Annotated in this window: 10 protein-coding genes; 5 read left to right on the forward strand and 5 right to left on the reverse strand. The window is 41.4% G+C overall.

Annotated elements, in window-relative coordinates; translation table 11 throughout:
- Positions 1-54: 54 nt before the first annotated feature.
- The 3 genes from N774_RS0102320 to N774_RS0102330 all read left to right on the forward strand — a co-directional run bounded on the left by N774_RS0102320 (position 55) and on the right by N774_RS0102330 (position 4,550).
- A complete protein-coding gene (locus N774_RS0102320; protein ID WP_051463363.1) occupies positions 55-843 on the forward strand; it encodes an HAD-IIB family hydrolase in 789 nt (262 codons plus the stop codon).
- A gap of 183 nt (positions 844-1,026) precedes the next feature.
- Positions 1,027-2,244, forward strand: a complete 1,218-nt coding sequence (locus N774_RS0102325; protein ID WP_024859691.1) for a 6-phosphofructokinase — start codon at positions 1,027-1,029, stop codon at positions 2,242-2,244.
- Between the two features lie 209 nt (positions 2,245-2,453).
- A complete protein-coding gene (locus N774_RS0102330; RefSeq protein ID WP_024859692.1) occupies positions 2,454-4,550 on the forward strand; it encodes a glutamine synthetase III in 2,097 nt (698 codons plus the stop codon).
- 32 nt (positions 4,551-4,582) lie between these two features.
- Here the strand turns inward: N774_RS0102330 and N774_RS0102335 are convergent, their stop codons facing one another.
- The 3 genes from N774_RS0102335 to N774_RS0102345 all read right to left on the reverse strand — a co-directional run bounded on the left by N774_RS0102335 (position 4,583) and on the right by N774_RS0102345 (position 9,340).
- Positions 4,583-5,209 carry a response regulator gene (locus tag N774_RS0102335; RefSeq protein ID WP_024859693.1) on the reverse strand — a complete coding sequence of 209 codons (627 nt, stop codon included), beginning with the start codon at positions 5,207-5,209 and terminating at the stop codon, positions 4,583-4,585.
- Positions 5,206-6,795 (reverse strand): sensor histidine kinase, encoded by a 1,590-nt coding sequence (locus tag N774_RS0102340; RefSeq protein ID WP_024859694.1) that lies wholly within the window; start codon positions 6,793-6,795, stop codon positions 5,206-5,208. Before N774_RS0102340 ends, N774_RS0102335 begins: the two co-directional genes overlap by 4 nt.
- Before the next feature lie 148 nt (positions 6,796-6,943).
- Positions 6,944-9,340, reverse strand: coding sequence for a hypothetical protein (locus N774_RS0102345; RefSeq protein ID WP_155250333.1), 2,397 nt, complete (start codon positions 9,338-9,340; stop codon positions 6,944-6,946).
- A 276-nt stretch (positions 9,341-9,616) separates the two neighbouring features.
- Between N774_RS0102345 and N774_RS0102350 the strand changes: the two genes are divergently transcribed.
- Together N774_RS0102350 and N774_RS0102355 are read left to right on the forward strand one after the other, a co-directional pair.
- Positions 9,617-10,660 (forward strand): AMP-binding protein, encoded by a 1,044-nt coding sequence (locus N774_RS0102350; RefSeq protein ID WP_024859696.1) that lies wholly within the window; start codon positions 9,617-9,619, stop codon positions 10,658-10,660.
- A 336-nt stretch (positions 10,661-10,996) separates the two neighbouring features.
- The gene (locus tag N774_RS0102355) at positions 10,997-12,934 is read left to right on the forward strand and encodes a polysaccharide biosynthesis protein (RefSeq protein WP_024859697.1); all 1,938 of its coding nucleotides are present in this window, start codon (positions 10,997-10,999) and stop codon (positions 12,932-12,934) included.
- A 126-nt stretch (positions 12,935-13,060) separates the two neighbouring features.
- On the opposite strand, the gene N774_RS0102360 is transcribed toward N774_RS0102355, so the two are convergent.
- Together N774_RS0102360 and N774_RS0102365 are read right to left on the reverse strand one after the other, a co-directional pair.
- Complete coding sequence (locus tag N774_RS0102360) at positions 13,061-15,976, reverse strand: glycoside hydrolase family 9 protein (protein WP_024859698.1); 2,916 nt, start codon at positions 15,974-15,976, stop codon at positions 13,061-13,063.
- Positions 15,977-16,044: 68 nt separating this feature from the next.
- A complete protein-coding gene (locus N774_RS0102365; RefSeq protein WP_024859699.1) occupies positions 16,045-16,347 on the reverse strand; it encodes a YerC/YecD family TrpR-related protein in 303 nt (100 codons plus the stop codon).
- Positions 16,348-16,789: the final 442 nt, after the last annotated feature.

A 16,789-nucleotide genomic window follows, 5' to 3' on the forward strand; every position in this document is an offset into this window, starting at 1 on the left:
ATGCCGTTATTTCGTAATATAATGTTTATTGTTAATGATTAAGGAGTGTTAATGATGCGATCGGTAATTTTTTTCGATATTGACGGTACTCTTGTAACAGAAGATGCAAGAGCTATTATTCCCCAAAGCACACGTGAAGCTATTGAGCTTACGCGCAAAAAAGGAAATCTGACTTTTATTAATTCGGGACGAACTGCTTTTAATATAAACGACAGAGTCAAAGAGCTTGGATTTGACGGATACATATGCGGCTGCGGAACATATATCGAATACGACGGAGAAGTTATGTTTTCGAGGACCATTCCGCAGGATCAGTGCAGAAGTATAGCAGAACTTATGAGAAAATGCAATGTTACGCCTGTATATGAACATTCGGAAGGGTATTTTTTTGACGACTCAGCTGTTATGACGGACGGACTAAAAGAATTTATGGATGTATTCGTAGATTCGGGTATAGACATAAGTGGCAGGGTAGAGGACGAAGATTTCGGATTTGACAAATTTGTTATTTGGGTAAATCCTCAGAGTGATATGGAACTGTTTAACCGTGAAATAGGTAAGAATTTCTCTATCATCGACCGCGGCAGCGGATTCTACGAGAATGTACCGCTTGGTTATTCAAAGGCAACGGGTATAGATATGGTTTTAAAAAGACTTGGTATCCCAATGGAAAATGCTTATGCAATAGGGGACAGCATGAACGATCTTCCTATGCTTGAAGCTGTTCCGAATAGTATTGCAATGGGCGGAGCTGAGAAGATCTATCCCTATGTATCGTATATAACGTCTGCTATAGAAGAGGACGGAATAAAAAACGCACTGTTACATTTCAATTTAATATAACAGAACGTATATGAGTTGTGCATAAATTGCTGTTTTTTTCAAATATTGCGCTTTAGCGTTGCTGTTTTTTGGATTTTATACTTATTGAAAAATATTATTTATCATGATATAATATAATTGAAGCCATGCGGCTAAATATATGGGAGGGACGGCTCACATTCTTTGCTGAGCTAAATATTAAATATGAATATTGCAGTTGCACAGTCAGGAGGTCCTACCTGCGCTATAAACGCTTCTTTGGCAGGTGTTTTCAATGCAGGTAAAAAAAGCGGCAGGATCGATAAGATATTTGGCGTTTTAAACGGAATCGAGGGTATCATCAATGATCAGATGGTAGATCTTTCAGAGAAGATCAACAGCGACGTAAGCTATCAGCTTCTTCTTAGAACACCTTCCGCTGTTCTTGGATCATGCAGAAAAAAGCTTCCAAGCTACACTGAGAGCACTGAGGTCTATGAAAAAATAACGGCAGTACTTCGCTGGCGTGATATAGGCTTATTCTTCTATATCGGCGGAAATGATTCAATGGATACTGTTGCAAAGTACTCAGAATATCTCCGTGCAAACAATATTGACGATATAAAAATAATCGGTATTCCCAAAACAATTGATAACGACCTTTGTGAAACCGATCATTCCCCCGGATTTGGCTCAGCTGCAAAGTATGTTGCTGCAACAGTACAGGAGATAACCCGTGACGGTAATGTTTACAGTATCCCGTCGGTAACGATAATCGAAACAATGGGACGTCACGCAGGCTGGCTTGCAGCAGCTTCATGCTGCATCAGAGCCAATGGTGAAAGTGCTCCGCATCTGGTATATCTTCCCGAAACAACATTCAGCATTGAGGGCTTCCTCAGAGATGTAAAGGAACAGATGAAAAAACATCGAGCTGTTATTGTAGTTGTTTCAGAGGGCGTGAAAACAGCTGAGGGCAAGTTTGCGGCAGAAGAATACCAGTCAGGTCAGAAAGATGTTTTCGGACATACATATCTTTCAGGAATCGGCAAATTTCTCGAAAAACTGGTGGGCGCTGAAATAGGCTGCAAGGTACGTTCTATAGAGCTTAACGTTATGCAAAGATGCAGCTCGCATATAGCCTCCTTAGAGGATATACAATCAGCAGAGGCAATCGGCATGGCAGCTGTAAATGCAGGCCTTGAGGGAAAATCCGGCTGTATGATGACATTTGTAAGGGAGTCAAATATGCCGTACAGCTACAGAATAGATATGGTAGACGCTGCAAAGGCTGCTAACCGCGAAAAATTCTTCCCGCGTGAGTGGATAAATAAGGAAGGCAACAATGTTCTTCCTCCTGCATATGATTATCTTATGCCTCTTATTCAGGGAGAACTGCACCCAATAATGAAAAACGGTATGCCGTTAAATTTTGTTATATGACTAATAACCTCGGATTTTTCCGAGGTTATTTTTATAGATTGTCAAAATATACCTTTTTTAACATTCAGGTACATATATTTTGTATCAAGAAGAAAAAGTAACCCGCCTGAGTTGATGTAATATTGACAAATCACCGCTGTAGTGGTATAATTTAAAAATATAATGGAGTATTGTATTTAGGAGCGGAAATGCTCTGAGGAGGAAAGATTATGTCAGTTAACATTCCCGAGATTTTTGCCTGCAATGTCTTTAACGAGGAAGTAATGAAAACAAGACTTCCCAAGAATGTCTACAAGGCACTTAAAAGAACAATGCAGAACAATGAGCCCCTTGCCGATATGGAAACAGCAGATGTAGTTGCAAATACCATAAAGGAATGGGCAATAGAAAGAGGCGCTACACATTACACTCACTGGTTCCAGCCAATGACAGGTTCAACAGCCGAAAAACACGATTCCTTCATAAATCCTGCACCTAACGGTATGGCTATCATGGAGTTTTCAGGGAAGGCTCTTGTCAAGGGCGAACCTGATGCTTCTTCATTCCCGTCGGGCGGACTCAGAAGAACAAGCTCAGCCAGAGGCTATACAGCATGGGATCCTACTTCTTACTGCTTCGTAAAAGAGGGCAGCCTTTATATCCCGACAGTATTTGTATCATATACAGGAGAAGTTCTCGATAAGAAAACACCTCTCCTTCGTTCAATGCAGGCTCTCAGCAAGACAGCTGTTCGATTCTTGAAGCTTTTCGGCAATGACAAAGTTACAAGAGTAACATCGACTGTAGGCGCGGAACAGGAGTATTTCCTCATAGATAAGGAGAAATTTGACAAGCGTGAGGATCTTATACTCACAGGCAGAACACTTTTCGGTGCTAAGCCACCAAAGGGACAGGATCTTGACGACCAGTATTTCGCAAATCTCCGTCCAAGAGTTGCCGCTTATATGGCAGACCTTGATGAGGAGCTCTGGAAGCTTGGCATATACTCAAAGACTAAGCATAATGAGGTTGCTCCTGCGCAGCACGAAATGGCGCCTATATTCACAACTTCAAACCTCGGTACAGACCAGAATGAGCTTGCAATGGAAGTTATGGAAAAGGTAGCTCTCAAGCACGGTCTTGTTTGTCTCCTTCATGAGAAGCCTTTCGAGGGTGTAAACGGCTCGGGTAAGCATAACAACTGGTCTATGTCAACAAATGACGGTCAGAATCTTCTTGATCCCGGCGATACTCCTATGGATAATCTCCAGTTCTTGACCATACTTTGCGCTCTTATAAAGGGTGTTGATGAATATGCTGACCTTATGAGACTTTCCGCAGCTTCTGCAGGCAATGACCACAGACTTGGCGCTGACGAAGCTCCGCCTGCTATCGTTTCAATGTTCCTCGGTGAAGAGCTTGAAGCTGTATTACAGGCTATTGAGGAAGACGGCGAGTACAAGACCAAGACACGTACATTTAAGATAGGTGTTGATGCACTTCCATCATTCCCAAAGGATTCTACTGACAGAAACAGAACATCTCCTTTTGCATTCACAGGAAATCGTTTCGAGTTCAGAATGGTCGGTTCTTCCGATAATATCGCTTGTCCTAATGTCCTTCTCAACACTATTATGTGCGAGGAGCTCAGCCAGTTCACTGAAATACTTGAGCCGTTCAAGGGCAAAGATAACTTTGATGCTGAGGTTAGAAAGCTCCTCAAGAGCGTCATAAAGGATCACAGAAGGATCATCTTCAACGGCGATGGCTATTCGGCAGAATGGGTAAAGGAAGCCGAGAGAAGGGGACTTCCCAACTACGCTTCTACCGTTGACTGTATGCCTCACTACACAGACGAGAAGAATATCCGTATCTTCCGCAAGTTTGAGATATACAACCAAAATGAGGTAGCCGCAAGAACCGAGATACACCTTGAAAAGTACTCCAAGACAGTCCGTATCGAGGCTCGTACCATGGTTGAAATGGCAAGAAAGCAGCTTCTTCCCGCAACTATGGAACATGTTCAGACGCTTTGCGAGTCTATCGCTACAAAGAAGCAGATAGGCTTCACCTGCAATACAGATGAAAAGATCGCAAAGAAGCTAAATGAGCTTGCCGATAATCTGTATGACTCTATCGAGCGCCTCGAACAGCGTATTACCGAAGCAAACGCTGTCAAGGAGATTCAGGCACAGGCTGAATTCTTCCATGACAAGGTGCTTGCTGAAATGGATATAATGAGAAGTATTGCTGACGAGATCGAACTAAACATGCCTGCTTCAAAATGGCCTATCCCCGCATATTCCGAGATCATCTACAACGTATAAAATTGAAAGCCGTCCATATGGACGGCTTTTTTTCATATCAGATTATTCTTTATTGCAAATACTGCAAGCTGAGTACGGTCCTTCAAGCCGAGTTTTTCAAGAAGTCTCGATACGCCGTTTCTAACAGTACCCTCTGCAAGAAACAGGCGGGAAGCGATCTCCTTGTTGTCATATCCGTCACAGATAAGCCTTAGAAATTCAATTTCTCGGTCGCTCAGATCAAAGTTCTTGGCGTCCTGCTGTAAGAGGACATCTTTCTTGATAGAACGAAAAATATTATCGCAGAATACATTTATACCGCCTGCAACAGCCTTTATGGAGTTGATTATTTTATCGTTGTCCATTTCCTTTAGGATATAGCCGTCAGCTCCGCTCGAAATAGCCTTTTCAACCGTTTCCTTGTCGTCAAATGTAGTCAGTACAAGAACCTTGACATCAGGGAGTGTATCCTTGATCTTTCTTGTGCCATAGCCTCCGTCATAATCAGGCATTCTCATGTCCATAAGTACAACATTGGGTTTGAGACGGACACACATTTCGTATGCTTCCTTGCCGTCCGAAGCCTCGCCTACAACATTTATATCTTCGTCACTTACAAGAACTGCCTTTAGTCCTGCACGCAGTATCTTAACATCATCTGCCAGAATAACTTTTATCATATCTGCACCTCTTTATATGGTATTTTTATAATAGTATTGAAGCCCTCGCCCTGAATGGAACTGAATTTCACAGTACCTCCGAGTTTGTCAGTCCTTTCACGTATTCCGCGAAGTCCGTTATGCTCAGAAATAGTTTCACAGCCCTTTCCGTTGTCGAGAATATACATTTCAATACGATTATCAAGGAATTTGAGTATGATATCTATTCTTGATGCCTCAGAATAACGCAGTGAATTAGTAATTGTCTCACGGCAGTTGTCATACATTTCTCTTACGCAGAAGCTGCATCGGTCGTCTTCCTCGCCCTGTACACAGAGCTCGATCTCAACACCTCTGACAGCAGTAATGACAGTTTGGACCGCCTTTGTGACGGAAGTCATGAATTCATCATCACGGAGATTATTGATGGTACATCGCAGCTGTGTTACACCGCTCCTTGACAGACCGTCTATTTCGGAAATATTTTCAAGCATTTTTACATTGTCGGGCTCTGTTTTATCCGCCTCAAATTTGAGAAGTCTTGCAAGAGAACTGATCATTGTGAACGTATGCCCTGCGGAATCATGCATCTCCTGAGCAATACGATTGCGTTCCTGTTCAAGGCTCAGCTTCTTTTCAGCGTTTACAAGCTCATGATATTCCGTAACATTACTTATTGTAATGACGCTTGCGACTTTATTGCCATTTTTGTTGTCACAGTGAGCCTGCTTTAGATTATAGTATTCATCACCGCACTTGATCTCCAGAGACTTAAAATCGGGGGCGGTAGCATTTCCGCTTATTTCGGAAACAGTATCAAGGAATCCGTTTATGCTTGATATATCCTTAAAAAACGGAAGTGAATCGGCGTATTTATTTTTATAGGTCGCCATGCCGCTGTTATCAAAAATAATGACACCGCTGTTGATGTTATTGATAGTGTCACGAATAGCAATACTGTTTATATTAAGCAGTCCGTACCGTCCGAGGGCAATTATTATAAGCAGGCTCGATAAGCCGAAAAATAAAGGAGTAAGTGTAACATTTGAATGAAAGACTCCTGTCAGAGACAGGGTATTTATTCCAAGAGGTATTGCAGCAGAAAGAATGAGCAGAACTGACTGCTTGCTTATCTGTGATGAATTTCTTGTGTGTTTAAGGCATATTATAGTGATTCCTGCAATTATACATATGTAATAGATAACCTGATACACATAGAAAAGGGGACCGTATGTAAATCGGCGCTCAACAAATGCAGCGTAATACAGATGATGCATCGGGTTAGTCAGCACAACGCATATAGATGATATGGTTATAAGCGGAAGTATCCAGAGAAATTTCATTTTTTTCTGACCGTTATATGTGTACTCCTGTGACAGCCACAGCCATAGCGGTCCGAAGCAGCTGATTCCGATATTGCCAATAATGTAGCTTATCCAGAACTGCTGCTTTGTGTACGAAAACAATATGAGCAGCTCCGAGATCAACCACAAAACAATAGAAGACTGACAGAAAAGAAATAAACGGGTGAGCCTGTTTTTATTGCCGCGCCTGAGTATCCATGTTACTGATCCAAGCATACCGCACAGACCAAGTATAAGGAGCACAGCTGAAGTGATCGTTGGCGTGGTAATGCACCTCCATTTACTGTAAATATATATATATAATTATTATAACACATTAAAAGTTTTTCGGCAACTGTTTTTTTGGTAAAAATAAAAAAAATGCTCCGCAGAACGCGGAGCATTGAAGTATTTACCAAGTCCAGCCGCTGAATCTCTTAGCGACAGAGGATCTGAGTGTCTGGTTGTTCTTTTTGCAGTATTCGTTTCCTGCAGCAAGAGCTATGAGCGTGATTCCTGCGAGGAAGAGGTATATCCACCAGTTAAGAGCCATAAGGTATTCTCTTGTTGCGTATATTGTTATTGTGAAGAGTGAAGCTGCGGAAGCGATGAACCATGTCTTCGATCTTGCCATTATTGAAGTAACGAGAACGAAGAACATAACTGACATTACGAATATGGTATTTGCTGCGGTATCAAAATACATTGCGTCAATGAGAAGTGCGATGAATGATGTGAGGAAAATGCTGTTTGAAGAGAATCTTGATGCGTTTGGAAATTCACGCCAGATATATCTGCATGCAACTCCTACAAGTGCAACTATGCCAATTGAGATCTTCCATGATACTGCTTTTGACTCAGGTACAAAGAAGGGTCTGATCATAAGAGCCAGAGCTGTGAGAGAAGAAGTTGCTGTAAGCAGAATAGCAGCTGTTTCCCGAGATGTATTCTTTTTTATGAAGCAAGCAAGATAAATTGCAAGTCCGATAAGGAAGAAGAATGCAGATGTTCTTGTGGTATCCCTATACATCATCATTACTGCGAGCCAGCCTGATAAGAGCATAGGATCGAACATAAGTCTGTCATTTGCTCTAACGATTATACCATCATTGTAGATAAGCTTTGATATTGCCATGAAGATGCAGAACACTGTCATGAATACGATTGAAGAAAAGAGGTTGCCCTGTGTTCCTTCATCGAGGATCGCGTGTATGCAGCTGATAAATGCAACAGGTGAAAGAACTGCTGTAATATTGCAGCGAAGCTTGTTTGAAAATGCAAAATGTATGAAGCTTATAACAGCCGGAATAATCACGAGTGCTTTTGAAGAAGGAATGAGTATCAGTAAGAGACCTGATGCTACCATATTTACATATAGTACGATGTCATTGCTTCGTGGGTGCTTTGCGTGGAAGTTAAAAGCGTATTTGGGAAGATATGCAATGAGTACAGCAGCTGCTATTAGACCTGCAGCAAAAATGCTCCATGCAGCTGAATAAAGCATATCTGTGTTTTTTATGTTGTATGTCTTTATAATATTTACGATAGCTGCTCCTGTTACGAATGCCGGGAGCACGGGAGCGATAAATCCTGCGACATTCTGGATGATTTCATTTTTATGGAAGATGTATGCAGCAATAAATACCGAAACTATAAGTGCAAGGATCATTTCAGTAATGAAAGCTCCTTTGCTTGCTGTGGAAATACACACGAAGGCGCTGATAACTGAAGTTAAAAGTGTGATCGATTCGGTATATCTGTTCTTTATCAGTGGTACAAGGCGATGAATTACGTAAAGAACTATTGAAAGAACAGCAAATACAAGGATCCCATATCTTGCCTTTGATTCTTCCACGATATTTGTGGAAGCCATGTATGCGAAAAGAACAGTAACCATTGAGCTTATTGCAGAAAAGACTTCTTCCTTTGTCTTTTTAGCATAGCAGAGAAGCTGTCCAATGATAATTGCAAGGATAATGTAGCTTATAAAAGTTGGCTGACGAAGAGAGCTGAAAATATACGCAGCAGGGAAGCAGCCATAGATAAATGCTGAACATGAACCGACGAACTTGATCGGGAACTCGTTTTTCTTGCCTTTGAAAAGGTTTGCAGCATAGATAGCGGCAGTAATAAGAGTCTGAAGTACAAGGAATATGGGCGCTGTTACCATAAGGTCATTGCTGATCTGTAATACTGCAAAAAGTATTGTAAGTGCAGCAGCTGAAAGAGCTGTGTAGATAAGAGGAAGCTTCTTGAAGAGCTTATCTCCGATAAACATCATTACAGCTGAAATGCCCGTTGATATTGCAAGAAGAGCAAACTTGCCGTCGCCGTTTAATGAGAGCCATTCGCCCATAAGCTTGTAAAAGCCTGCTGTAAGGACAGCTGTAGCAATAAAGCCCGAGCCAAGTACATAGAATGAAGTCGATGTGCCGTTAAGCTTGAGGAATTTTCCTACAACGGCGCTGAGAGTGAATGAAACTAATGAAGCTGCCATGATTATTGCAACTCTGCCCTCATGGGAAGTGTGTACCCATTTTGCTACGCCAAATGCAAGACCTGAAAGAACTACAAATGCTGTTCCTATAAGGAAGAGTACATTTGATACTGTCATGTCATGTTTCTTCTTGGGCTTAGGAGGCTGTGGCATTTGAGCTGCCTGATATGGAGACTGTGGATAGCCGTAAAATCCATTCTGAGGCGGATAATTGAAATTCGGGTAATTCTGATGTGTGTTTTTGCTGTCACACATTTTTACTATCCCAATTATCATAAGCGGAATTATGATCGGTACAGCTAATATAAACATTGTTATAAGAGAAATATTTAACATAACCATCATCCTTTCTTTGCGGTTGAGTTTGTTTTTTTGTGACTATATAATAACACGTTTCAGCTCATATTGTAAGGTGTTATTTGTCACTTTCAGAATGACATTTGTCACTTTTTCAGTGACAAATGACACTATATAATAGTAATTTAAATGTGGTAATATATGTATATAAGCATTTTGTCTTGCAACAGTAAAGTAAAGATGATATAATGATATCTGACTAAAAAGCAAATATAGAATGGAGTGATATAAATGAAAAAACAACTTATCATTCCCGACAGATCGGTATATGATAATCTGAAAATATGTGTAAAGGAATATGGAAGTCTATGTGCCCTTGACTATTTCGGCAGAGAAATATCTTATCGTGAGCTGATCCGTGAGATAAACAGGTGCGCTTGTGCTCTTGTAGCTTGCGGGATCAACAGAGGAGATGTTGTATCTGTCTGTCTTCCTAATATACCACAGGCTGTATATCTCCTATACGCTATAAACAAGCTTGGAGCAGTATCGGATATCATTGACCCTTACATTGGTGAAAATGACATTATCGCAAGAGTCGAACAAAGCGGGAGCAGATATATATTTGCACTGGATACTATTTATGAAAAGATAGAAACGCTCAACAGCAAGCTTAATGTTAGTCTTCTCGTAACAGCTTCTGTAAGCGATGAAATGCCGATTATTATGAAAACAGGGCATATTCTGAAGAATTTCGGCATAAAGAAAAGAAGAAGCCTGTTTATGGACTGGAACAGCTTTATCTCAAAGGCTTCTCCCTCTGACAGATATATATCGGCACATTCAACAGGTAATACTATTTGGGCATTTATAAGTGAGGGATCAGATACAGTACAGTATTGTAAAGTAAGTAATAAGAAGTTCAATGATTTTGCGGTATATTGCCTTGATATGTGCGGCAATATTGAAAAGGCTGACAGAGTTCTTGCTGTTATTCCAATATCGCAGGCGTTTGGTATCTGCACCTGTATCCATTCCGTTTTTTCTGTTGGAGGGACAGCTGTCATACTGCCAAACTTCAATAATAATGACATCGACAAGGCAATACTGAGATATCTTCCTAATGTAATAGCAGGCGACAGCGGAATGTACAGAGCTCTGTGTGAGAGAAAAGGCTTTGACGGCGAAGATTTAAGCTTTATAAATACTGCTATAATGACAGGACAATTTGATGATGATCTGAAAAAACATGTCCGCGAGCATCTAAGCTCCAACGGCAGTATATGCGAAATATGCGAATTAAAGAGCCTGACAGAGTTCGTGAAGGCTGAATAGAGTGGCCAAATCAATATACGAACAGTAAACATGCGTATTAGTTCTACAGGCTATAAATAGCGGTTTAAGTCATTCTTCAGCATTAAGAGCTTAAATTATAATACGCCTTTGTCAAATGTGACGAATTTCTCTAAACTTTTTTATTGATTTCATATTTTGTATTGATTTTTTATGAAACAATTATTATAATAAAATCATATTAATATAGATGGGGAATATATATTTATAAATTTTTTAAAGGTTGCTTTTAACTTTTAGTATTATTATTATCTTTTGATCGTTACAATGGATCAAGCTAAATAGTTGTATAGCGGCTGAATCGGAGGGATTATTGTTATGAAAGATCTATGTCGAAATTTTAAATGCAGAAAAGTCATACTTGCTTTTGCTGACGCCTTTATTATTTCTGTTGCTGCGCTTATTGCAAATTTTATTCTTTCATTTGTCGGGAGGCCACTTGATGAATCGCTGATCGGAGCTTCTATTGCAGTCAGTTCCATATGCTGTATCGGAAGCTTGCTGATAACAGGCGCATACAGTAAGCTATGGCGATATTTCAACAGGAAAGACTATCTTACCTGCGTTTACGGCGCTGTAATAGGAATTGTTGTTTCATCTTCTATAGTTTATATCATCAACAGCACGTTTTTTCCTTTATATACGCTTATTCACTTAGTGCTTCTTACTTCTGGGATCTGCCTTTTCAGGTATATGTTCAAATGCACATTCATAAATCTTGTCAAGGCGGAACCTTTTAAGGGCAAGCGTACTATGGTAATAGGCGGCGGACAAGCCTGCAAGACTATCCTTAAAGAGATACACAATGCTCAGAATTCTCCGTATACAGGTGACAAGCAGGTGACGCTGTTTGATCCTGTATGTATTATCGATGATAACAGAGATAAGATTGGTACAGAAATAAGCGGAGTTCAAGTTGTAGGAACTACTGCTGAAATATCAAGATTTGTTAAAGAGAAAAGGGTAGAGCAGATACTTTTTGCTATACCGTCCTGTCTTGATGATGAGAGAAAACGTATACTTGATATATGTTCAGATACCAAGATCCCTGTAAAAATCGTTCCGTTCATCGGAAATCTCGTTTTTGACAATGAGAACAAGACGATCATACATCAGATTCGTGATATAAGAGTGGAAGATCTGCTTGGCCGTGATCCGATCAAGTTCAATAATAATGATATACGTAATTTTATCAGTGGAAAGGTCTGTATGGTAACAGGCGGCGGCGGAAGCATCGGCTCCGAGCTTGTTCGCCAGATTGCTAAATACAATCCGGAGCGTGTGATAATCGTCGATATCTATGAGAATAACGCCTATGATATCGAGCAGGAGTTGAAAATGGAATACGGTGACGAATTATCGCTTGTAACGCTTATAGCTTCTGTAAGAGATTATTTCCGTATGAATCAGATATTTGAGTCATATAAGCCCGATGTTGTCTTCCATGCGGCTGCACATAAGCATGTTCCGCTTATGGAGGTCTCTCCGATGGAGGCTATCAAGAATAATATCATAGGCACTTTTAATGTTGCGACACTGGCTCAGTATCATAACGTTGAGAAGTTCGTAATGATATCCACTGATAAGGCAGTCAATCCCACAAATGTAATGGGAGCTTCAAAGAGATGCTGTGAAATGATAGTTCAGTATCTTGCTCAGCAGCACGAGGGCAGAACAGAGTTCGTAACAACCCGTTTCGGAAACGTTCTTGGCTCAAACGGTTCAGTCATTCCGCTTTTTAAAAAGCAGATAGAGCAGGGGAAGCCTGTAACAGTTACACACCCTGATATTATACGCTATTTTATGACCATTCCAGAGGCTGTAAACCTTGTAATGGAAGCTGCTGCAATAGCCAATGGTGGAGAGATATTCGTACTTGATATGGGAAGGCCTGTTAAGATAGTTACTCTTGCAGAAAACTTAATTCGTATGTACGGAAAAGAGCCATATAAAGATGTTGAGATAAAGTTCACAGGACTTCGTCCCGGTGAGAAAATAAAGGAAGAGCTTCTCATGAACGAAGAGGGGCTCAAAAAGACATCAAATAAACTCATATTCATTGGCAAGCAGATAGAGATCGATGAGAGAAATTTTGCTTTCAGACTTAACGCTCTCAGAAATGCGGCTCTTGAAAACAATGAAAAGGTCGCAGTAGATGCTCTGCATGATATGGTTCCTACATTTACAACTCCCGAAGCCTTCAACAGCAAGGAGCTCAAGAAGGAGACAATGGAAAAAGCTGTTGAGTCAGCCTAATAATGATTGCCCGTTCCTTTCGGGGGATATTGATACAGCCGTTCATAAGAACGGCTGTATTTTTTATATCGTATTATAATAAAAACGGAGAACTTGAAAAAGTTCTCCGTTTTTGTTTTTATAGCATTACTTTACGGGAAGCTTAGTGACCTGCTTGAGCAAGTACTGCTGAATAACAAGAGCGTCATTTGTTGTAACGCCCTTTGTTGCGTCACAGTCAGCGTTATTCTGTCCCTTTGCTGTGATGTGATTCTTGTCAGTACCTTCAAGGCCATACTTGTTCGGATTTGAAAGTGACTGCATTACAAGTACAACATCTGACATATCAACTGAACCGTCGCAGTTAGCGTCACCGTATACAACATCGCTTGATGTACCGTCTGTTGTCTTAGAAGGATCAACCTTTGTGGTTGTAGTTGTTGTAGCAGAACCTGTAGGTTTAGTTGTTGTAGTTGTATCCTTTGGAGTTACAACGTACTCGCTGCCGCCTGCTGTTGTGCCGTCGGGCTCTGTACCCCAGATGAGCTTATCGCCTGCGTAGAGAGTTACCTTATCGGTGATAGCAGCTGCGGAGTTGTCGTCCTCAAAGCTTACAAGATCAGCATAGCTGTAGTCATTTGAAGAATCCCACTCAGGATATTCATTAGTCTCGGGATCCATCTTTGTTGTAAGAGCAAACTGATATACACGACTTCCGTAGAACTTACAGTCCTTCCATGTTACGTCAACATAATATGTTCCGTCGTCGTCGTACTTGACAGGATCGGAAAGTGTAGCATGAGACTTGTTGTTTGTGTAACCTGCCTCCTGATCGTAATCGATACGAGGAACAAGGTAATCTACACCATAGCCCTTATCGAGAAGCTCCTTGATGTTGAAGAAGTATCTTGCCTTTACATCGCACTCAAATCTTGGAGGATTGATTGTTCTGTTGTGGAGAACGAGCTTGAGCTGGATACCGTCTTCCTTTTCCTGAGCCTTACCGCCTGATACAAAGTATCCGACAGGAAGTGCGTTTCCGTCCTCGTCTACCTGATCGTAGCCGATAGCGTTTTTGGACATATCGAAGCCTTCGATAACGTAATTTTCCTTTTCGTACTCCTTGCCCTTAGCACCAAAGTAGTGGTAAAGACCTGCAAGGTCGCCGCAGAAGCCTGCGTTATAGTCATCGGTAACTTCGTTGTAGATATAGTCCTTTGTCTCATCAACGTGGTTGTCCTTGAGGTCAGGACCGCCAACGAGAGCACCCCAGAGGGTATGTACCTGGATTATAGGATCATCCATGCTCTGTGTAGCTGAGCAGTGTGATGAACGGTGGTGAGGGTGACAAGCGAAGTTGGATTCATAACCTACTTCGTAAGAATAACCCATAGGGTTATTACCGAGAATGTATTCCATCTGAGCCTTTGCCCATGGGAGGAAAGTTTCGTCGCCTGTTGTCTTTGCATATACACAAGCGCAGAGACCTGCTGCAGTGTTGTAACGAGCTGAACCGTAACCTGAAACTACTGCCCAGCCGTAAGGTGACTTAGCAATAAAGTCGCCGCTTGTCTCACTGTCGGGAAGATCAGGGATCTGGTCATATGTCATCGGCATATTCCAGAGATAATCGTCTCTTCCGAAATACTTGTGACCGTGTACAGGCTCATAACCCCAAGCAGAGCAATCAGTTGTCTTAGAACAGCCTGACCAGAACTCAAGGTTGTAACGGAAGATATACCAGTCACGTGCAGTGTTTGTAATAGGAGCAAGCTTTGCGAAAACTCCGCCCCATACTGTATCCCAGCAGTGAACCCAGATATTCTGCCAGCAGTTACCAGTATCAGTAATGATACGTTTCATATAGCCTGTGTAAGCGTAAGAAGGCTGCTGACCTGTCTGAGCATCTGCATCATATGAACCGCTGTCAGAAATTGGCTTAGAATCATCAACTGCGATGATATCATCTATATAATCATAGTTTTCGGTACAGTAGTAGAGCCATACAGCAGCCCATGCGAGTTCATCGTAGTCATAGCTTGATGTATAGAAACCTCCGTCGTAGCCAAGGCTTGAGTTGCTCGGTACCATACCCGGTTTCCATTCCTCGATATGAGTTTTTACAGCGAAGTCGTAAAGAGCCTTTGCGTACTTGAGGTTCTCCTCAGCGTACTCAGGATCTGTGTCCTTGAAATTGAGGTAGTTGATAGCCAGGGAAGCAGCTGCGCCTGCACACTGATCGGAAGCAGGCATTTCTGTTGTAGCGAAGTAAGCGGGACGCTTAACAGCACATCCCGAAGAAGCAACCATTGTGTTTTCCTGCTGAAGTTCAGGTGGGCACCAGTAGTTATGGTCGTTGTTACCTTCGCCGACCTGATAGCAGTATGCAACTACATTTCCGTCGTCATCAAGGAATGTAGCTTTCATAAAGTAATCGTTGATCCAGCGGAGCTCGTCTTCAACGTGCTTCTGGAGACCGAGATCCTCATAAGAATCACGGAACTCATAATAACCCCAGCCTACAGTAGAAGCGGAATAGCTTCCGGGGAGACCGAATTTTACGTGGTCACCTGCGTCGTGCCAGCCGCCTGTGAGGTCTACAGTACCGTTTCCGTCGGGATCAAGGTACTTCTTGTTCTTTTCAATGAATGCGCTGGACATATTAACGCCTACATAAAGATCAGGATCGTCATCGCCGAGATTCGGCTTTGTCTTTCCGTCGTCGCCTGCGCCGAGTCCCTGATCCTCCTTGAGCTGATCGTCGGTCTTGCCCTTTCCGACAGTCGGCATAGGACTCATAGGCTGGAGCGGGATCTCACCGTCGATAACATGACAGTTAGCGCGCCATGAGTAGTAGCCGTCATCTGCTACCTTGTCACCGCACTTATTTGCATCATAGAAGCAAAGTGCGAGCTGAAGTGCCTCAGCATAGTTGTGGTAGTTGTTTTCCTTGCCTTCGGTTATTACCGCGGCATTTGTGCTTGTCATGATACCGCTTGACAAAAGGCTTGCGGCAGCAGACAGGCAGGCTAATGATTTCTTGAATATCTTCGCCCTCTTCATTTAAGATCTTCCTTTCAAGAATGTTATTGTCTGAGCCTTTTCTATGGCAGAAAAGCCCAGTTTAGACTTTATTTGAGCAGATTCTTCCCCTTGAGTCTGTCAAAAACGATATTATAGCCGTCGTTTCCGTCTTTCAGGGAACGGTTTACTCTGCTGATTGTAGCAGTACTTGCTCCTGTTTCTGTAACGATACTGTTATATACTCTGTGCTCGTCGAGAAGCTTTGCAACGTGGAGACGCTGAGCAAATGACTTGAGCTCGATGCTTGTACAGAGATCGTCAAAAAACTTATAGCAGTCGTCAACTGATTCGAGAGTGAGAATAGCTTCAAAGAGCAGATCCATACTTTCTGATTTGATTTTTTCGATCATTATAATTCTCCAATCTGCCATAAAGGCATAAATAAACAATTTTGTACTTTACATTGTAACACATTATTACGCAAAAGTAAAGTGGTTTTTGAAAAGATTTTACTTTAGTTTAATGCGATATGATATAAGTATCCTATTATTTATACCTTTGTGTAAATGATACCATAGAATCAACAAAAAGTAAAGAACATTTTGTAAATTTCGCAAATTTTGGCGTAACGCACCAAATAAACGCAAGTTTTCGTATAAAACAGCAATATTCAAAAGACATTTTTTGACGATGCCGAAATTTTGGTATCTATATTTAATATTCCGACGATTGTAATTTAATTTGGTGTAGCAATAGATAATAAAATATGTTTATGTTTTCGCTGTGGGGGTTGAAATTGTTTCGTTTTTATAGTATAATAATTTTAAGCCTATTGTTTTGGCTGGAAGGATT

Origin of the sequence: Ruminococcus flavefaciens AE3010, from assembly GCF_000526795.1 — a bacterium.
Taxonomy (GTDB): domain Bacteria; phylum Bacillota; class Clostridia; order Oscillospirales; family Ruminococcaceae; genus Ruminococcus; species Ruminococcus flavefaciens_D.

What these genes read in the sequence shown, in the direction of transcription:
- N774_RS0102365 (WP_024859699.1), bottom strand. Translation starts at nt 16,347, where the DNA reads ATGATCGAAAAAATCAAATCAGAAAGTATGGATCTGCTCTTTGAAGCT.
- N774_RS0102345 (WP_155250333.1), bottom strand. Translation starts at nt 9,340, where the DNA reads ATGTTTATATTAGCTGTACCGATCATAATTCCGCTTATGATAATTGGG.
- N774_RS0102335 (WP_024859693.1), bottom strand. Translation starts at nt 5,209, where the DNA reads ATGATAAAAGTTATTCTGGCAGATGATGTTAAGATACTGCGTGCAGGA.
- N774_RS0102330 (WP_024859692.1), top strand. Translation starts at nt 2,454, where the DNA reads ATGTCAGTTAACATTCCCGAGATTTTTGCCTGCAATGTCTTTAACGAG.
- N774_RS0102355 (WP_024859697.1), top strand. Translation starts at nt 10,997, where the DNA reads ATGAAAGATCTATGTCGAAATTTTAAATGCAGAAAAGTCATACTTGCT.
- N774_RS0102360 (WP_024859698.1), bottom strand. Translation starts at nt 15,976, where the DNA reads ATGAAGAGGGCGAAGATATTCAAGAAATCATTAGCCTGCCTGTCTGCT.
- N774_RS0102320 (WP_051463363.1), top strand. Translation starts at nt 55, where the DNA reads ATGCGATCGGTAATTTTTTTCGATATTGACGGTACTCTTGTAACAGAA.
- N774_RS0102350 (WP_024859696.1), top strand. Translation starts at nt 9,617, where the DNA reads ATGAAAAAACAACTTATCATTCCCGACAGATCGGTATATGATAATCTG.
- N774_RS0102325 (WP_024859691.1), top strand. Translation starts at nt 1,027, where the DNA reads ATGAATATTGCAGTTGCACAGTCAGGAGGTCCTACCTGCGCTATAAAC.